General features: G+C 34.8%; 16 protein-coding genes and 1 riboswitch. Of the genes, 12 read left to right on the top strand and 4 right to left on the bottom strand.

From position 1 onward, the window contains the following. Window positions 1-32: 32 nt before the first annotated feature. Window positions 33-1,904 (bottom strand): TonB-dependent receptor, encoded by a 1,872-nt coding sequence (locus AACZ41_RS06430; protein ID WP_339627533.1) that lies wholly within the window; start codon window positions 1,902-1,904, stop codon window positions 33-35. 69 nt (window positions 1,905-1,973) lie between these two features. Continuing rightward, a riboswitch (cobalamin riboswitch) is annotated at window positions 1,974-2,231 on the bottom strand. Window positions 2,232-2,301: 70 nt separating this feature from the next. Here AACZ41_RS06430 and AACZ41_RS06435 point away from each other — a divergent pair. From AACZ41_RS06435 to AACZ41_RS06460, 6 genes are all read left to right on the top strand, one after another. Next, the gene (locus AACZ41_RS06435; protein ID WP_339627534.1) at window positions 2,302-3,450 is read left to right on the top strand and encodes an ABC transporter substrate-binding protein; all 1,149 of its coding nucleotides are present in this window, start codon (window positions 2,302-2,304) and stop codon (window positions 3,448-3,450) included. Beyond that, window positions 3,451-4,482, top strand: coding sequence for an iron ABC transporter permease (locus AACZ41_RS06440; protein WP_339627535.1), 1,032 nt, complete (start codon window positions 3,451-3,453; stop codon window positions 4,480-4,482). It begins immediately after the preceding gene. A 99-nt stretch (window positions 4,483-4,581) separates the two neighbouring features. Then, window positions 4,582-5,283, top strand: a complete 702-nt coding sequence (locus tag AACZ41_RS06445) for an ABC transporter ATP-binding protein (protein WP_339627705.1) — start codon at window positions 4,582-4,584, stop codon at window positions 5,281-5,283. A 112-nt stretch (window positions 5,284-5,395) separates the two neighbouring features. Next, window positions 5,396-6,745, top strand: a complete 1,350-nt coding sequence (gene rmuC / locus AACZ41_RS06450) for a DNA recombination protein RmuC (protein WP_339627536.1) — start codon at window positions 5,396-5,398, stop codon at window positions 6,743-6,745. Between the two features lie 126 nt (window positions 6,746-6,871). Then, a complete protein-coding gene (locus AACZ41_RS06455; RefSeq protein WP_339627537.1) occupies window positions 6,872-7,237 on the top strand; it encodes a 6-phosphogluconate dehydrogenase in 366 nt (121 codons plus the stop codon). 44 nt (window positions 7,238-7,281) lie between these two features. Further along, the gene (locus AACZ41_RS06460) at window positions 7,282-7,827 is read left to right on the top strand and encodes an acyl-CoA thioesterase (RefSeq protein WP_339627538.1); all 546 of its coding nucleotides are present in this window, start codon (window positions 7,282-7,284) and stop codon (window positions 7,825-7,827) included. Here AACZ41_RS06460 and pgl read toward each other — a convergent pair. After that, the gene (gene pgl, locus AACZ41_RS06465; RefSeq protein WP_339627539.1) at window positions 7,808-8,533 is read right to left on the bottom strand and encodes a 6-phosphogluconolactonase; all 726 of its coding nucleotides are present in this window, start codon (window positions 8,531-8,533) and stop codon (window positions 7,808-7,810) included. The genes AACZ41_RS06460 and pgl overlap by 20 nt on opposite strands. A gap of 37 nt (window positions 8,534-8,570) precedes the next feature. After that, a complete protein-coding gene (gene zwf / locus AACZ41_RS06470; protein WP_339627540.1) occupies window positions 8,571-10,103 on the bottom strand; it encodes a glucose-6-phosphate dehydrogenase in 1,533 nt (510 codons plus the stop codon). Window positions 10,104-10,286: 183 nt separating this feature from the next. Here zwf and gndA point away from each other — a divergent pair, with 183 nt between their 5' ends. The 6 genes from gndA to AACZ41_RS06500 all read left to right on the top strand — a co-directional run bounded on the left by gndA (window position 10,287) and on the right by AACZ41_RS06500 (window position 15,731). Beyond that, on the top strand, window positions 10,287-11,687 hold the full coding sequence (gene gndA, locus AACZ41_RS06475) for an NADP-dependent phosphogluconate dehydrogenase (protein WP_339627541.1): 1,401 nt from the start codon (window positions 10,287-10,289) through the stop codon (window positions 11,685-11,687). A 10-nt stretch (window positions 11,688-11,697) separates the two neighbouring features. Next, window positions 11,698-12,237, top strand: coding sequence for a DUF3124 domain-containing protein (locus tag AACZ41_RS06480; protein WP_339627542.1), 540 nt, complete (start codon window positions 11,698-11,700; stop codon window positions 12,235-12,237). Between the two features lie 46 nt (window positions 12,238-12,283). Then, window positions 12,284-12,619 (top strand): n-acetylglutamate synthase, encoded by a 336-nt coding sequence (locus AACZ41_RS06485; RefSeq protein WP_339627543.1) that lies wholly within the window; start codon window positions 12,284-12,286, stop codon window positions 12,617-12,619. Between the two features lie 16 nt (window positions 12,620-12,635). Beyond that, the gene (locus AACZ41_RS06490) at window positions 12,636-13,442 is read left to right on the top strand and encodes an SDR family NAD(P)-dependent oxidoreductase (RefSeq protein WP_339627544.1); all 807 of its coding nucleotides are present in this window, start codon (window positions 12,636-12,638) and stop codon (window positions 13,440-13,442) included. An 87-nt stretch (window positions 13,443-13,529) separates the two neighbouring features. Then, a complete protein-coding gene (locus tag AACZ41_RS06495) occupies window positions 13,530-13,880 on the top strand; it encodes a ribose-5-phosphate isomerase (RefSeq protein ID WP_339627545.1) in 351 nt (116 codons plus the stop codon). A 222-nt stretch (window positions 13,881-14,102) separates the two neighbouring features. Next, entirely contained in the window at window positions 14,103-15,731 is a 1,629-nt protein-coding gene (locus AACZ41_RS06500; protein WP_339627546.1) for a long-chain fatty acid--CoA ligase, read from the top strand. A 46-nt stretch (window positions 15,732-15,777) separates the two neighbouring features. On the opposite strand, the gene carB is transcribed toward AACZ41_RS06500, so the two are convergent. Further along, window positions 15,778-18,630, bottom strand: a complete 2,853-nt coding sequence (gene carB, locus AACZ41_RS06505; RefSeq protein WP_339627547.1) for a carbamoyl-phosphate synthase large subunit — start codon at window positions 18,628-18,630, stop codon at window positions 15,778-15,780. Window positions 18,631-18,703: the final 73 nt, after the last annotated feature.

Genomic DNA, 18,703 nt, shown 5'->3' on the forward strand with positions numbered 1-18,703 from the left:
GGGACAGCTGAGTAGCTGTCCCTTTTTTTAAGTTATAGGCTCATTTTAAATCCTAACCGTACATTTCTTCCTTTAGTAGTATAATCTACCAGTTCTGTATATTTTTCGTTCAAGATATTTTCAACGGCGACAAAGGCTCCAAATCTATTCGAAAAATCATGTTTTAATTGTAGGTTGGCTATACTAAAACTGTCTAAAGTAACCTCTGAGAATGTTGCAAAATCAGTATCTGTGCGGTCAGATACATATTGGTACGTAAGTCCTACATAGCTTTTAACCCCAATACTGTATCCGAAACTCACATTGGCTTTATTCTTTGGCACCCTTAATGCCAAGCCTTCTTTACAATTTGTTAGCGTATAGTTGGCATTCAATATAAAGTCTTTAGCAGGTTTTGAACTAAAGCCTACCTCTACTCCATTAAAATGAACTGTACTTGCTGAATTACGATATTGACTTTCAAATGTATTTGGGTCAATAGTTACATATTCAATTCTAGCATCTTCAGCCCTATTAAAATAAACAGCGTTAATTATGAACTTATCTGACAATTTATATTCTAAACCGCCCTCTATAGTAGTATCCGCTTCAGGATTCAAATCTTGATTGGCTCCAAATGGACCATATAATTGCGATAAATTTGGTGCTATATACGAAGTAGCGTATGAGCCCATAAACTTTAAATACCCGGAGTTTATATTAATCCTGTAAGATGGATTAATATTAAAAATAAAATTAGAGCCATAAATACTATGGTTGTTTAAACGTACTCCTGTATTTAAGTTTAACCCATCATCTCCAACATATACCATGTTCACATAGGGGTCAACCGTGTTCGAATTTTGCTCTTCTGAAAACAAGGTTTGAATATCAATATAATTTAAACCAATTATCGTGTAAATTTTTTCTGTAAAAGTATATTTGTTAAAAACGTCTAATACATAAGAACCGGAATTGTAAGCAGCAGGAAAACTAGAAATAAAAGACCTATCTATTTGATTGAATGCTGTATTGATATGTACACTACCCTTTTCATAACTATACTTAGAAGTCAATGAGAATCGTGACTGTTCACTGGTAAATGAAAAATCGGCATCCTCTATTGGATATCCATTATCATAATCACCGTTCAACTTATTATAATATGCAGACGCAGTTATACCAAAACGCTTAGAGATTTGATAACCAATTTTCATATTTCCATCTATTCGTGACAGTGCATCTGATTCAGTACCTATAGCTGCAGATAATCCATCTGAAAACTGATGACCTCCTGAAGCCAAAAATATCAACTTCCCTTGTTTTGCATTAAAATTTACAGTATTTGAAAAATCAGATATATTATAATTTTGGTCATCCTGAGATTGGTTGGTACCCATACTCGAAATCACTTCCATAGAAAGTCCTTCTTTATTGGCTTGTTTGGTTGTAATATTTAAAACCGCAGTTGCCGCAGAATTACCGTAAAGTGTACTTGCAGCTCCTTTTAAAATTTCAATGCTTTCTATTTGAGAAGTATTCAATAGTCTTAGATCATACTCTGCACTTGTACCAGATGGGTCAGAAACCTGAATACCATCTATAATTACTAAAACTTGGCGATTGTTACCTCCTCTAACGTAAGTAGATAAGTTCTGACCCGCAAAACTTCTAGTTCCGTTTATTTCAATCCCACTTTTAGTATTGATTATTTCGGCAATAGAACGACCTTGGTTCTGTTCCAATTCTTTTTGAGAAATGGAAATAACTGTCTTTCCAGAGTTTTCACGCTTTAATTCAAAACGTGAATCGCTGACGACAACCTCGTCTAACTGTAATGTATTAATGGAATCTTGTTTCTCTTGCGCACCAATTTTGGCGCATAGTAATATTGTGACCGTTGGCCACAAAAAATAATTTTTCATTCGTTTAAATTCATAAACGGGAGCGTAGCATGTCTGTACCCATACGCAAACCTTTATCCCGAAAGTTTAACAATATTGTTTGAATAAGGCAGGTCTCCTGACTCGTTTTATGTTAATTCGCCTTCCCATGTTTTCTGAACCGGTTCAGTTGACAAAGTGGCTTTGAAGTAAATAACATCCTCTTAAAAGAGGTGCCAATTGAAATCTATTTGCCAATAGATGTAGTTGACATAAACTTACAGTTGCGGGAACAGTTCCAGATTTGCACCGGATTCCCTTTTAATTTCACCGCCATTAGCAGCGAAAACCAAAATTCATGGCGAAAATAAACATTTTGTTTAATCTTTCTAAGTAAACTTTTATAATACTACTTTTGAAAAATAGAAGTAAATCAACGATGTTTAAACACTTACTCTTTTTAAGTTTCCTACTTTTTTTATGCGGATGCAAAGAACAAAAAAAGGATTCATCACTATTACAAACACGCATCAATAGTTCTTCGATAACCTATGCGAAAGGGTTTTCCATAGAAAATAAAGCATCAGGCGTAACCATAATTAAAGTCTTTTCACCTTGGCCGAACGCAGAGGCAACTTACACCTATGCCTTGATCCCCAAAGAGAAACAAGCACTTATAACCTTAAACAAAAATGAGTTCGATGCTATTATTACGGTACCAGTAGAAAATGTGGTGGTAACTTCGACAACACATATTCCCGCTTTAGAGGAATTAGGTGTATTAGATAAACTTATTGGATTTCCAGATACCAAATATATTTCATCAAAGGCTACCAGAGTACGTATTGAAAATAGACAAATAAAAGAATTAGGAGTCAACGAAAGCCTAAACACCGAAGCCGTTTTAGCATTGAAGCCTAGTATTATTTTTGGTTTTGCCGTTAATGGAGAGAATAGAATTTACGAGACTATTCAACGTTCGAACATACCTGTTGTCTATAATGGCGATTGGGTAGAAGAAACACCTTTAGGTAAAGCGGAATGGATTAAGTTCTTTGCTCCTTTTTTCGACAAAGTAGAGGAAGCAAATACCTTTTTTGCGGAAATTGAAAAGTCATACCTCGATGCTAAGGAACTAGCCGCTACCTCAACCAAAAAACCAACAGTACTTAGTGGTGCCCTGTATAAAGATATTTGGTATTTACCAAGCGGTAAGAGCTGGGCTGCTAATTTTCTAAATGATGCCAATGCAGAATATCTTTGGAAAGATACCCATGAAAATGGAAGTTTATCTTTAAGTTGGGAAGGTGTTTTAGACGTAGCTAAACATGCTGAATATTGGATTGGCCCTGCTCAATTCGATTCTTATCAGGAAATGGAATTATCAAGCAAACATTATTTACAGTTCGATTCCTATAAAAGAAGAAAGATATTCACAACTGCCAACACCATGGGTGATACTGGTGGCACACTATATTACGAATTAGCACCTCAAAGACCCGATCTCGTATTAAAAGATTTAATTCATATTTTGCATCCTGGTTTATTACCAAACTATGAACCGTTCTTTTTTAAACCCTTACTCTAATTGTTTAAACACCCCACATACGCAATTCATTTTTTGGTGCTACTCCTTGGACTAATTTTATGTTTTATAATAAACATAAGTCTTGGTTCTGTGAGCATATCGGTTATTGACACGCTGAAAGTTATTTTCGATTCTGATATCGGTCAATCTTCAAATTCCTATATCATATGGAATTATAGAATACCAAAAGCCTTAACCGCTGTCTTGGTAGGTAGTGGTCTCTCTTTAAGCGGACTCTTAATGCAAACATTGTTTCGAAATCCGTTAGCAGGTCCTTATGTTTTGGGCATTAGTTCTGGAGCTAGTTTAGGTGCTGCGCTTTTAATAATGGGCTCTTCTTTATTTTCAGGGTTTATGACATTTTCCGCTTTTAACGATATTGCCTTGGCCGTTGCATCAAGTGTTGGGAGTTTTCTAGTATTACTTATCGTTTTAACTGTGGCGGTGAGAGTAAAGGATACCATGGCACTCTTAATTATAGGTTTAATGTTCGGTAGTATTACCGCGGCTATTGTGAGTGTACTTTCTTATTTTACAAAAGCAGAAAAACTACAACAATATGTGTATTGGTCCTTTGGAAGTTTAGGTAATCTTTCTTGGACACAATTAGCGATTCTATGTTTATGTACTTTTATTGGAATTATATTAAGCATACTCTCCATTAAGTCACTTAATGCCTTTTTACTTGGTGAAAATTACGCCAAGAGTTTAGGAATTCATTTGAAAAAATCGCGCTATATAATTATTATGGCGACTGGTCTTTTAGCCGGTTGTATCACTGCATTTGCAGGCCCAATAGCTTTTATAGGATTAGCTGTGCCCCACGTAACCCGACAACTATTTCATACTACTGATCATAAGATTCTTATACCCGCTTCACTTTGCTGCGGAGCTGTTTTAATGCTAGTTTGCGATACCATTGCACAACTGCCAGGCTCAATGAGTGTACTTCCTATCAATGCCATAACCAGTATTTTTGGGGCACCCGTGGTTATATGGTTATTAGTGCGCAAAAGGAAAATGATATTTTAATCCAAACCAGATAAAGTTATCAAATACGAAAAACAAAATAGCGTTCTAAATATCAGTGATTTATCCGTTGGATATGACAAGAAAGTCATTGCCAAGAATATTTCATTTGACTTAAAAAATGGTGAACTTGTTGCTATTGTTGGCATTAATGGTATTGGTAAATCTACATTGCTACGAACTATAGGCGGATTTCAAACCAAGATTTCCGGATCCATACAAATTGAAGGAAAAGAATTAGCATCTATCGACACCTTAGATTTAGCCACAAAGGTTAGCGTTGTACTTACAGAACCTATTGCTTCAAAAAACATGTCAGTTAAAGAGTTACTGGCTTTAGGCAGGCAACCGTATACCAATTGGATAGGAAAATTATCTAACGGTGACATTTCATTCATTACTAAGAGTGTCTCTCTATTGGAGCTAGAGCCATTTCTGGATAAGAAATGTTATGAATTAAGTGACGGACAATTACAACGCGTTATGATTGCAAGAGCTTTGGTTCAAGATACCAGTATTATACTTTTAGACGAGCCAACCACTCACTTAGATTTGTACCATAAAGTGCAAATTTTAAAACTCTTGAAATCTATAGCGCATAAAACTGAAAAAACAATTCTTTTCACCAGTCATGAAATTGAATTGGCTATACAATTATGTGATAAAATGTTGATTTTAGACGGGCAATCTAATCCTTTTGAAGAACCTTGTAAACTGATCGAACATAAAAACTTTGAATCTCTATTTCCTTCGGATATGATTTCATTTGATGCCAACTCTGGTTCTTTTAAAATTAAAAACTAAGCTATCCTAGATTGCAATATATCAGTATCATCTCTATGTTTATTAAAACTGGAAAGGCATTTTAAAATTTATAAGGTGATCCAGTATCTTTACGTTATCACAGTATATACTCATGAACGAAATTTATATTTACTTCCTAATTGGTATTCTATGCCTGGCCATAGGATATTTCCTTGGGAATTATATACAGCTACTAAAAACCAAATCTAACCAAAGTGCCTTAGAGGAACGTGAACAGCAAATGCATGCTAATTTATCTGTTTTAAAAGAGCGGTTAAAAGAGGCAGAGCAAAGTAGACAAGTCCTTCAATCAGAAAAAGAACAACTTGGTAATAGAATTGTACGAGCGCAAGCCGATATGGAGCATTTGCACGACAAGAACCGAGAACAGAAAGAAGAGGTTGAAAAGCTCCAGGAAAAATTCACAAAGGAGTTTGAAAACTTGGCCAATAAAATTCTAGAAGAGAAAAGCCTAAAGTTTACCGAGCGGAATGAAAAGAACATTAAGGATATTCTAACTCCACTAAACGATAAAATTCAACTATTTGAAAAGAAGGTAGAAGCTAGTCAGAAAGAAAATATTAGTATTCATTCTGCGCTTAGAGAGCAACTTCTAAACCTTCAGTACCAAAATCTTAAGATAACCAAAGAAGCAGAAAATTTAACCAAAGCCTTAAAAGGAGATAGTAAAATGCAAGGTAATTGGGGCGAATTGGTTTTAGAACGTGTTCTAGAAAAATCAGGATTGGAGAAAGACCGTGAATACACAGTACAACAAAGCTTTACTAGAGCTGATGGAAGTCGTGTGCTTCCCGATGTTATTATCAATCTCCCTGATGGAAAGAAAATGATAGTGGATTCAAAAGTATCCTTAACGGATTACGAACGCTATGTAAATTCTGATGAAGAGCTAAGAGACAAATACATAAAAGACCACATCAATTCGTTACGTAGGCATGTCGACCAGTTATCGGCAAAAAAATATGAGGACCTTTATGAAATGGAAAGCCCCGATTTCGTGTTGATGTTCGTTCCTATTGAACCTGCCTTTGCCATTGCCATAAATCAAGATAATTCATTGTACAACAAGGCATTTGAGCAAAATATAATAATTGTTACTCCTTCTACCTTACTAGCCACATTACGAACTATAGATAGTATGTGGAATAATGAAAAGCAACAGCGAAATGCTATCGAAATTGCAAGACAGGCTGGTGCTCTTTATGATAAGTTTGAAGGGTTTGTAAGCGACCTTATGAAAGTAGGCAAGAAAATGGATGAAGCGAAAGGAGAATATAGAGGTGCCATGAACAAGCTGGTCGATGGTCGCGGCAATATTGTCAATAGTATTGAGAAGTTAAAAAAGATGGGGGCCAAAGCAAAAAAATCTATTCCAGAATCTTTAATGAAGCGAGCTATAGAAGATGATGATTATGAAGAAGAACCTAAATTGAAACTTTAAAAAATACATTCATAAATACCATATAACATCTTAAACGTTTATTAGTATAAATGAATATTCGTCAATATATTGACGCCATCTAAAAATTGATGATTCATTTACAATAGAACATAGAATAATTAAATTATGAAAAAGTTTATATCATTACTATTATTAGGCTTTGTACTTATAGGTGGCATTTATTATGCTTTTATTTACTTCGTCCCTTTTAGTGAGGGTGTACGCTCTGGAGAGTTAATTAAATTAACACATAAAGGTGTGATAGCTAAAACTTGGGAAGGTGAAATTAGCCAAGGTATTTCTGGTGCTCAAATATTTGCATTCTCAGTATTGGACAAAGACAAAGATGTCATTGAAAAACTTAAAGAATATCAAGGGCAATATGTTAAGGTAAATTATACTGAACGATACACTACATTTTTTTGGCTTGGTGATACCAAATATTTTATTACCGCGGTAGAAGCTGAAAAATCTCCTCATTTCAGAAACTAAGCAAAAATCAGAATTATTTTTCAATCGGTCTAAAGAATAAGTACATGAAAAAATTTAAAGGGGCAAGGGAATCAAGAGTTTCAATAACAGAGTTAATGCTTCCCTCCCATTCTAATTTTGGTGGCAAAGTTCATGGCGGACATATTTTAAGCCTTATGGACCAAATTGCATTTGCCTGTGCTTCTAAGCATTCGCAACAATATTGTGTTACCGCTTCAGTAAACCGAGTAAACTTTCTAAACCCTATCGAAGTTGGGGAGTTAGTTACATTAAAAGCCAGTATAAACTATACGGGGCGTACTTCTATGGTTGTTGGTGTCCGTGTAGAATCTGAGAATATCACATCAGGCACAAGAAAACATTGTAATTCTTCTTACTTTACTATGGTTGCGAAAGGTCCTGACGGTAAAAATGTTCCAATACCCGGTCTAATTTTAACAGATGACCAAGGCGTGCGACGTTTCGCACGTAGCAAGTACCGAAAATTAGAAGCTCAAGAACGAGATACTAAATTTGAATCTAAAACTTTTATTTCTAATGACTATATTATCGAATTAGAAAGTGAAAATATTAAGATTGATTTGAAGTAATTTGCTCTGCCGCGGCAGCATCTAAAAACCAAATTAAATCTTTTGTTTTAGGTGATACATGACTTGCAGGATATTTCAAGTATCCTTCTTCCCTATCCAATATGATTCTTACCTTTTCAGCTTTGCTATCTCCTGTAACCAAGAACGCAACTGTTTTGGCATTGTTAATAATTCTGCCGGTAAGTGAAACTCTTCGTTGACCTGACTCTGGGTGAATAGCCACTTCGCAATTATCAGGCGATATCCACAAATTCAATTCATGAGGAAAAATTGATGCTGTGTGCCCATCATCGCCCATACCCAATATAACCATATCAAACTGAGGTAAACCTAATTCTTTTGGTAATTCTGCCTCTAATAATTCTCCATAACGCTTTGCTTCCAATTTAGGGTCATTCTCCCCTTTTATGCGATGAATATTTTCTTCTGGTATATCGACCTTAGAAATAAGATGTTCTACCGTCATTCTATAATTACTTTCTATATCATCTGGTGCAACGCAACGTTCGTCTCCCCAATACAAATGAATAGCACTCCAGTTTATATCATTCGAAAACTCTTCAGCTAAAACATCAAATACAATTTTAGGAGTACTTCCACCCGACAATGCAATATGAAATGCATTTTGCTTCGATGATTTTTCAATCAAAAATTTTGAAAACTCCTCAGCAACCTTAACCTTACTCTGAAATACTTTTACCTCCATTTTTTTTTTAGAATGTAAATTGATTACTTTTTAAAACTTAACAAATAACACAGAATCCAGGATCATCTGATAAATTCTCACTTGGGTTCCGCCATTCAGCGACACCTTCAATTAGATCATTTGCATTCTCAGGGCCCCATACACCCGAAGCATATCCGTACATTTTAACATCTTTTCCATTTTCCCAGTAATCTAGAATAGGGTCAACAAATGCCCATGCTGCTTCAACCTCATCTGCTCTTGCATATAACGTCGCATCGCCCTGCATAGCATCAAGTAAAAGACGCTCGTAGGCTTCCATTACACGGGTTTCGCTTAAACTTGAATAATAGAAGTCCATATTTGCTCGTTCAACCTCAAAACCTTGACCTGGTACTTTAACACCGAATTTTATCAATATTCCTTCATCGGGTTGAATACGAATAATCAATTTGTTATCCTTATTGCTCATTCCTGATTCCTTGAAAATCTGATGGTGTGGTGTTTTAAAATGAATTACCACTTCGGTTACTTTAGTAGGCATACGTTTTGCTGTTCTCACATAAAAAGGCACATCTGCCCAACGCCAGTTATCTACAAAGAACTTTATAGCGGCGAATGTTTCCGTTTTTGAATTTTTATCAACTCCGTCCTCTTCCCTATATCCTTTTACTTCTTTGCCATCAATTTTAGAGGCTACATATTGTGCTCTAATGGTATTATTGTAAAGTGTTTTTTCATCAGTCATTATTCTAAGAGACTTCAATGCTTTAAGCTTTTCATTTCGTATCTCCTCTGCATCTGCACTTAACGGTGGCTCCATGACGATTAGAGCTACAATTTGCAATAGATGACTTTGAAACATATCTCTCAATGCGCCAGATTTATCGTAATACCCACCTCTTTTCTCAACACCAACACTTTCTGCATTGGTAATTTCTACATGATGAATATAATTTCTATTCCAAAGTGGTTCAAAAATACTATTGGCAAAACGTGTAACTAGTAAATTTTGTACTGTTTCTTTACCTAAATAATGGTCTATTCTAAATATTTGCCCTTCTTTAAAATAAGTATGAAGACCATCATTTAATTCCTTTGCAGAATCTAAACTATAACCAAATGGTTTTTCAACAATTAATCTTCTCCAACCTACAGCCTCATCATTTAATCCTTGCTCCGACAAGTTTTTTGCTATTGGCTCATATAAGCTAGGTGGTGTAGACAGGTAAAAAATATGATTGCCATCTGTACCATATTTTTGATCAAGATCACTAATACGCTTTTCTAAACGTTCGTAAGATGTATCATAATCAGACCCTAAATCTTCATAAAATAATTTATCAGCAAACTTTTGAATATATTCTTTGTCATTTTCCTTTCGGTCTTCCTCAAAATATGGACTTTCTAAAACCACTTTATTACGGAATTTTAAATCACCCAAATCACTTCTACTAACTCCCAATACGACAAAATTTTCAGGTAGATGATTTCCTTTATATAAATTAAATATTGCAGGTATTAATTTTCTCGCTGTTAAATCTCCAGATGCTCCAAAAATAATGAGCATTTGATTGCCTGTATTCTTCATAAACCCTTTCTATTCTTTATTCTTCAAATATCTAAAAAAGAAAGCCATTATACCCTGCTTTTGAGATGGAATTTAGAAATAAAGTCAATATTTTAAATTATTTTTGATTTGCATTAAGTCCATCAAAATTTAATAAAATGAAGGTGCGGCATTTATGTATTTTAATTTTAAAACATTGAATTTATGTATGATTTTGGTTTAGTAGGTCTTGGGGTAATGGGACGTAATTTTATCCTTAATGTAGCAGATAATGGATTTTCTGCTTATGGATATGATTTGGATGATGAAAAAGTAAATTCTTTGAAAACTGAAGGTGGAGATTTAGAGAAAGTTGATGCGTCAACAAATATTAAAACCTTTGTCAAAAATTTAAAGCAACCACGTAAAATAATGTTACTGGTACCAGCTGGCAAAATTGTTGATTCTGTTATTGAATCATTACTTCCACATATTGACAAGGGAGATATAATTATTGATGGTGGAAATTCTTTCTTTACCGATACCGATCGTAGAGAAAGTGAATTACAGCATAGAGCAATTAACTTTTTTGGCGCTGGCGTTTCAGGTGGTGCAAAAGGTGCTCGTAGAGGTCCAAGTATTATGCCTGGTGGTTCAAAATCAGCATATGAACATATCAAGCCTATTTTTGAAGCTGTTGCCGCTAAATATGAAGGCGAACCGTGTGTTGCTTATTTAGGACCTAAATCTGCAGGTAACTATGTGAAAATGGTTCATAATGGTATTGAATATGGATTAATGCAATTAACCTCTGAAATATATGACGTCCTTAAAAAAGGAGGTGACTATAATAATGATGAGCTACATTCCACTTTTGCCAAATGGAATTCAGGAAGGTTGCAATCCTTTTTAGTCGAAATAACTTCTGAAATTTTTGAACAAGAAGATGAACTGACCAAAGGTCGCTTAGTGGATCAGATATTAGATAAAGCAAAACAAAAAGGTACTGGAAAATGGACTAGTCAAAATGCAATGGATTTAGGCATACCAGTACCATCAATAGATGTTGCCGTTAGTATGCGTGAACTTTCTGCTTTAAAGGAGGAAAGAATTAAAGCAGATGCACTATATGATAGACCTATTATCGCATATATGGATAAGGCTAAATTGGAAGAACTTTCTGAAAAAGCGTTGTATTTCTCTTTTATCATAACATATTCTCAAGGTCTGCACCAATTAGCCGATGCATCTAAAGAATATGGCTATAATTTAGATATTTCGGTAATTGCCAAAATTTGGCGTGCAGGTTGTATTATTCGTGCTGGCCTATTAGCCGATATTACAGAAGCGTTTAAAGCCGAACCTACATTACCAAATCTATTACTTTCACCGAACTTTGTCAGCAAAGTAAAAGATTCGGTCGGTGCTGCTAGGGAATTAGTTGCTTTTGGAGTACAAAACGGAATTCCACTTCCAGGATTATCAAATTCGCTAACGTATTTTGATGCGTATACATCAAGTAAATTACCTTTAAATCTAATTCAGGCACAACGTGATTATTTTGGTTCACATACCTATGAGCGATTAGATAGAGAAGGCATTTTTCATACTGAATGGGAAGCATAAAAACTAAAGTTTGAATAAATCAATAATTGTAGTATTCAGTGTTTGTTTATCGGTGATATTTTTAACATTTCTTGGTTCTTGTAAGGACTTAAAAAATGAAGAAATACCTGTAGAAATACTCGACGAGCATATGCTTGACAGGCGAGTAAATACAGCTATAATAGATTCACTGATAAGACAGGTATATGTGCCCATCTATTCTGATATTTATAATCAGACCAGAGATACTAGAACAATGCTAACAGCTACATTAAGTATTCGTAATACCAGTATTCGTGATAGTCTGTTCGTGAGTACAATTGATTATTATAACACCCAAGGTGATTTAGTGAGAAGCTATATAGATTCTCCTATCTACCTTAAACCAATGGAATCTATTGATTATGTTATAGAACAACAAGATAATTCTGGTGGTAGTGGCGCCAATTTTTTAATAGATTGGTATTCTAAAAAACAATTAAATCCATTATTTCATGCGGTAATGGTTGGTGGTTTAGGGGCGCAAGCGTTCTCTTTTACGACAGATGGAATTGAGGTAGAACGAGAATAACCGAACTGCCTCATTTTTTTGTAGTACCGTATTTCAACCATCTCTAATGAATTATAACAACAAATATTTCAAACCAGTTCAGACCTCTATAAACGGAGAAACAACCGATGAAACTGTTTTTCATTACAAGCAATCTGGCTCCATTATAACGGCTAATTACCAAGGAGGTACAATCCTTAAAGGGCATTTAATAGGAATAGTAGATTCTGAAGGTCATATTAGTATGCGTTATCACCAGGTCAATACTAAAGGAGAACTCATGACAGGAGTATGTGAATCTATACCAGAGGTACTTTCTAATGGTAAAATTAGACTTCACGAAGAATGGAAATGGACCTCGGGAGATTGTTCTCAGGGAAAATCTATTGTGGAAGAGATTTAAAACAGCTATTAAAATTATGAAAATATTAAAAGACAAAATGGTATTAGTCACTGGTGGAGCATCGGGCATCGGTGAAATCATGAGCCGATTACTCTTAGAACGCGGTGCACATATTATAATTTGGGATATTAATTCTGATAATTTAGAGAAGGTAAGATTGAAATATTCCTCATTAGGAAAGCTTACAGTCATGAAAGTTGATGTTTCTAGTATTTCTAAAATTAATAACGCTGCCAAAGAAGTTATCAATGATTTTGGCGGTATAGACCTTTTAATTAATAACGCAGGTATTATTGTTGGCAACTATTTTCATGAACATTCAGAAGCTGACATTACGAATACTTTGAATATAAATTCGTATGCGCCGATATATATTACCCATGCCTTTATTGATATCATGTTATCGAAAAACTCTGGTCATATCTGTAATATTGCCTCTTCTGGCGGATTGCTATCAAATCCAAAAATGTCTGTATATGTAGCCAGTAAATGGTCTCTTATAGGCTTTTCAGATAGTCTTCGCTTAGAAATGGAACAGTTAAAGAAAGACATTAAGGTTACTACAATAATGCCCTATTATATAAATACCGGCATGTTCGATGGGGTAAAGTCTAAAATTCCCATACTCGATCCAGAAACAACTGCTTTAACTATTATAAAGGCAATTGAGAAAAATAAAAAAATGGTCTCAATACCTGGATATATTTATAGAGTTACTCGATTTGCACAAGCTGTATTACCACTCTCAATTTTTGATTGGTTTACCGGTAGTGTTTTGGGTGTTTATAAAACGATGGAATATTTTAAGGGAAGAAAGGTATAAACACCTATTTTGAAATCTAATTTCATCCTTATTAAAAACACAGAAAGTATATTATTTCCTTATCTCAATCACAAATAAAAATAGATTATGCCCAATTACAAATATTCGATTTATGTAATTGAATTATCAAAAAAGGTGTATTCTGAAAATAGAAAGTTTAGGGAAGCTAACCCGCAATTCAATGGGGTTTTAGAATGTCTTTATGTAGGCATGACGAGTAAGGACCCTAAAGAACGATTTGAGCAACATAAAAAAGGTACGTTAAGCAAAAAAGGACATAACCTGTCTTCTTCAATAGTACATAAATATGGTTTATACCTACGTGGTAGTCTATACAATCATATCGGACCTATATCCACGAAAGCGGAAGCTTTAAAAATGGAAGAGCAATTAGCAATTGAGCTAAGAAGAAAAAGGTATGCAGTTTGGTTCAATTAAACTTCTTAAACCTAGCTAGAATAAATGAATCTAACATAAATAAGGTTATTAATCTGATAACCACAAAACACTTTAGCTATATAGTTTTTATAATAATGACAAACTTTATTAAATCATCGCCTTTGCGCTATCTTAATTGCTAAAAGTAAATTTTAATTGAACCTCTTCATTAAATGACTAAATTTAAGGGACAAGCGTTTGCTCAACTTAAATACTCTTCATATGAACGGATTAATAATGGATTATCCACTTACCACAACTACTATTTTAAAGTATGCTAAAAGTGCTTTTCCTCATAAGAAGTTAATCTCATACCTACCAAATGGTGACCGACATGAATATACCTATGATGAACTTGAAAAACGCTCGTGTCAATTGGCAAATGCACTTAAAAACAAATTAGGAATTACCAAGGGTGATATGGTAGGTACTTTTGCTTGGAATCATTATCAACATGTTGAACTATACTACGGAATACCTGGAGTCGGAGCCATATGCCATACTATAAATGTCCGATTGTCTTCTCAACAGACCGAATTCATTATTAATCACTCAGAAGACAAAGTAATTTTTGTCGACGCAACTTTGGTGCCTTTACTAGAAAAAATTGCTTCAAAATTAGAAACTGTAGAAAAGTATATTATTATAAATGCTCCAGAAAATTTTAGAACAACGCTTATAAATACAATTCATTATGAAAATTTAATTGAAAATCAATTGGATACTATAGATTGGCCTATTCTTAATGAAAATGATGCATGTGGCATGTGTTACACAAGCGGTACCACAGGATTGCCAAAGGGCGTTCTTTATTCCCATAGGTCAACTTACCTTCATGCTATGACTATTTTATCACCCAATGCAGGCAATTATAGTAATGACGATGTTATCCTATTAATAGTACCCCAATTTCATGTGATGGCATGGGGTTTTCCATATATGTGCCTTTTAACAGGTTCAGACATGGTAATGCCTTCTTTACATTTACAACCAGAGGCGATTATAAGAATACTTGAAAGTGAAAAAATAACTAAAGCCAATGGTGTGCCTTCTATTTGGATGGGAGTTTACGAGGAAATGAAAAAAAATCCTCCAAAAGAAAAATTAGCATTAGAAGAATACTTAGTTGGCGGTTCAGCATTGCCAGCTAGTTTAATTGAGAATTTTGAAAATGATTTTGGCATAAGGGGTGTTCAAGCATGGGGAATGACAGAAACCTCTCCTCTAGGAACCGCTAGTAGATTACAAAAGAAACACAAAACTTTATCTAATAAAGAACAAATTAAAATACGTGCAAAACAAGGTATTGAATTTCCAGGAATCGAGATGCGAATTGTCGGGGACAATGGAAAGATCGCACCTCGTGATGGTAAAACCATGGGAGAATTACAGGTGAGGGGTGCTTGGGTCATAAAATCATACTTTAAGACCAATAATAGAGATAATTTTACAGATGATGGTTGGTTTAGAACAGGAGATGTAAGCACTATTGATGCCGATGGATATATGGAAATTACAGACCGGACCAAAGATTTAATAAAAAGTGGGGGCGAATGGATTTCAAGTGTTGCGTTAGAATTAGCTTTAATGGCACACCCTAAAATTAAGGAAGCAGCAGTAATAGCCATACCTGATAAAAAATGGTCAGAACGACCATTGGCGGCTATTGTTTTGACGGATAATTCTAAGCCGATTACTGATGATGAACTAAAAGAATTTTTATCATATGATTTTGCCAACTATCAAATTCCTGATAACTATGTGACCATAGATTTAGTACCGAAAACCAGTGTTGGAAAATTTGATAAGAAAGAAATAAGAAGACTATATGCAGAAGGAAAACTTAATTAAGTTCAAAGTTTTCCTTCTAGATATAATATTAATCTAATAATTAGACTTATTTACTCAAATACATTTTACGTCTTGCATAAAGGTTGTAAAATTCATCATCCTTCAAGCTATCTATAAAGAGAATACTTTCTCCTGTGCTTTTCATTTCTGGACCTAAGTTCTTATTCACATTAGGAAACTTATTAAATGAGAAGACTGGCTGCTTGATGGCAAAGCCTTCAAGTTGAGGATTAAAGGTAAAATCTTTCACTTTCTTCTCACCCAACATAACTTTGGTTGCATAATTTACATAAGGCTCTTTATATGCTTTTGCAATAAAAGGTACCGTACGTGATGCTCTTGGATTTGCTTCAATTATATAAACCACTTCATCTTTTATCGCAAATTGAATATTGATAAGTCCCACTGTATTTAATGCCAATGCTATTTTCTTCGTATGATCCTTAATTTGCTGCATCACCAATTCTCCTAAATTAAATGGTGGCAAAGTTGCATTAGAATCTCCCGAATGAATACCACAAGGCTCAATATGCTCCATAATACCAATGATATAGACATCTTCACCATCGCAAATAGCATCGGCTTCGGCCTCTATTGCTCCATCAAGGTAATGATCAAGTAAGAGTTTATTATTAGGAATTTTACGAAGTAGATCCACTACATGTTCCTCAAGCTCTTCTTTGTTGATAACAATCTTCATTCCTTGCCCACCTAAGACATAAGATGGTCTTACCAATAATGGGAAGTCTAACTCATCTGAAAGAGCCAATGCTTCCTCTGCGGTTTCTGCTACTCCAAATTGAGGGAATGGAATATCATTTTCTTGCAAAAGCTTTGAGAAACTGCCTCTATCTTCTGCTAAATCTAAAGACTCGAAACTAGTCCCTATTATTTTTATTCCATACTTAGATAACTTTTCAGCTAACTTTAGTGCGGTTTGACCACCAAGCTGAACAATTACACCTTCTGGCTTTTCATGACGAATTATATCATAAATGTGCTCCCAAAATACCGGTTCGAAATAAAGTTTATCCGCTGTATCAAAATCTGTTGATACCGTTTCTGGATTACAGTTGATCATAATAGTCTCATAGCCACATTCCGCAGCTGCCAAAACACCATGAACACAACAATAATCAAACTCTATACCTTGTCCTATTCTATTTGGCCCTGAACCTAATACCACAATCTTTTTCTTGTCGGTAACGATACTATCATTTTCAACATATCGAGTGCCATCAGGTTTTTCTATTTCTGCCTCAAATGTTGAATAATAATAAGGTGTCATCGCTTTAAACTCAGCGGCACAGGTATCTACTAATTTATAAACCCTATTTATATTAAGCTCTGTACGCTTATTATAAACTTCACTTTCATAGCAATCTAACATATGGGCTATTTGTCTGTCGGCAAATCCCTTTTGTTTTGCTTCAAGTAACAAATCTTTGGATAAGGTAGCAATGGTATATTTTGAAATTTCTTTCTCTAAGAAATGTAGTTCCTCATATTGCTTAAGAAACCACATATCTATTTTAGTGATTTCATGAATTCTGCTCAATGGAATTCCCATTTGAATAGCATCATAAATTACAAAAACACGGTCCCAACTTGGAATAGTTAGTTTACTAATTATTTGTTCATAATTCTTATATCCTTTACCATCTGCACCCAAGCCATTACGTTTAATTTCTAATGACTGTGTTGCTTTATGTAATGCTTCTTGAAATGAACGTCCAATACCCATTACTTCGCCAACAGATTTCATCTGTAACCCTAAGGTACGATCAGACCCTTCAAATTTATCAAAGTTCCAACGTGGAATTTTTACAATTACATAATCTAAAGTCGGTTCGAATAATGCTGAAGTAGATTTCGTAATCTGATTATCTAACTCATCTAAAGTATATCCAATTGCCAATTTGGTCGCTACTTTTGCAATAGGATATCCTGTTGCCTTCGAGGCTAAGGCCGATGACCTTGAAACACGTGGATTTATCTCAATGGCAATAATATCCTCATTTTCATCTGGACTAACCGCAAATTGCACATTACATCCCCCTTCAAAATCTCCAATACTGCGCATCATATGAATTGCCATATCGCGCATTTTCTGATACGTTCTATCCGATAGCGTCATTGCTGGTGCAACTGTTATAGAATCACCTGTATGAATGCCCATAGGGTCCATATTCTCAATCGCACAAATAATAACTACGTTATCATTTTTATCCCTTAGAAGCTCAAGTTCATATTCTTTCCACCCCATTAGGGCCTTATCAATCATCACCTCATGAATAGGAGAAATCTCTAAACCATAACTTAGTAATTCATCAAAATCTTCTGGTTTATACACAATAGATGCACCCGCACCACCCAATGTATATGAAGCTCTAATTACTAATGGAAACCCAAATTCTTGTGCTATTTCTTTTCCTTGTAAAAATGAAGTAGCCGTAGCTTGCGGTGCCATTCCAACGCCGATTTTTAGCATCAGTTCCCTAAACTGTTCTCTATCTTCTGTTATATTGATGGCATCGATATCTACACCGATCAATTCAACTCCGAAATCTTCCCAAATTCCTTTTTTATCAGCTTCAATACATAAGTTCAATGCAGTTTGACCACCCATCGTAGGTAAAACAGCATCAATTTGTGGATGAGCTTTTAAAATTTCTACAATTGATTTAGTAGTCAACGGTTTTAAATAAACATGATCCGCCATTGTCGGATCCGTCATTATTGTTGCTGGATTACTATTGATTAATATAGTCTCTATACCATCTTCGCGCAATGAGCGTAATGACTGACTACCTGCATAATCAAATTCACATGCCTGACCTATCACTATTGGGCCAGATCCTATTAATAAAATTGATTTTAAATCTTTTCTTTTCGGCATTTTTGAACTGTGTATTTTGGGAATTGGTCAAAAAAAAGGTGCTACTTTCAGAAAAGTAACACCTATATATTTT

Source organism: uncultured Maribacter sp. (assembly GCF_963974015.1).
Classification (GTDB): Bacteria; Bacteroidota; Bacteroidia; order Flavobacteriales; family Flavobacteriaceae; genus Maribacter.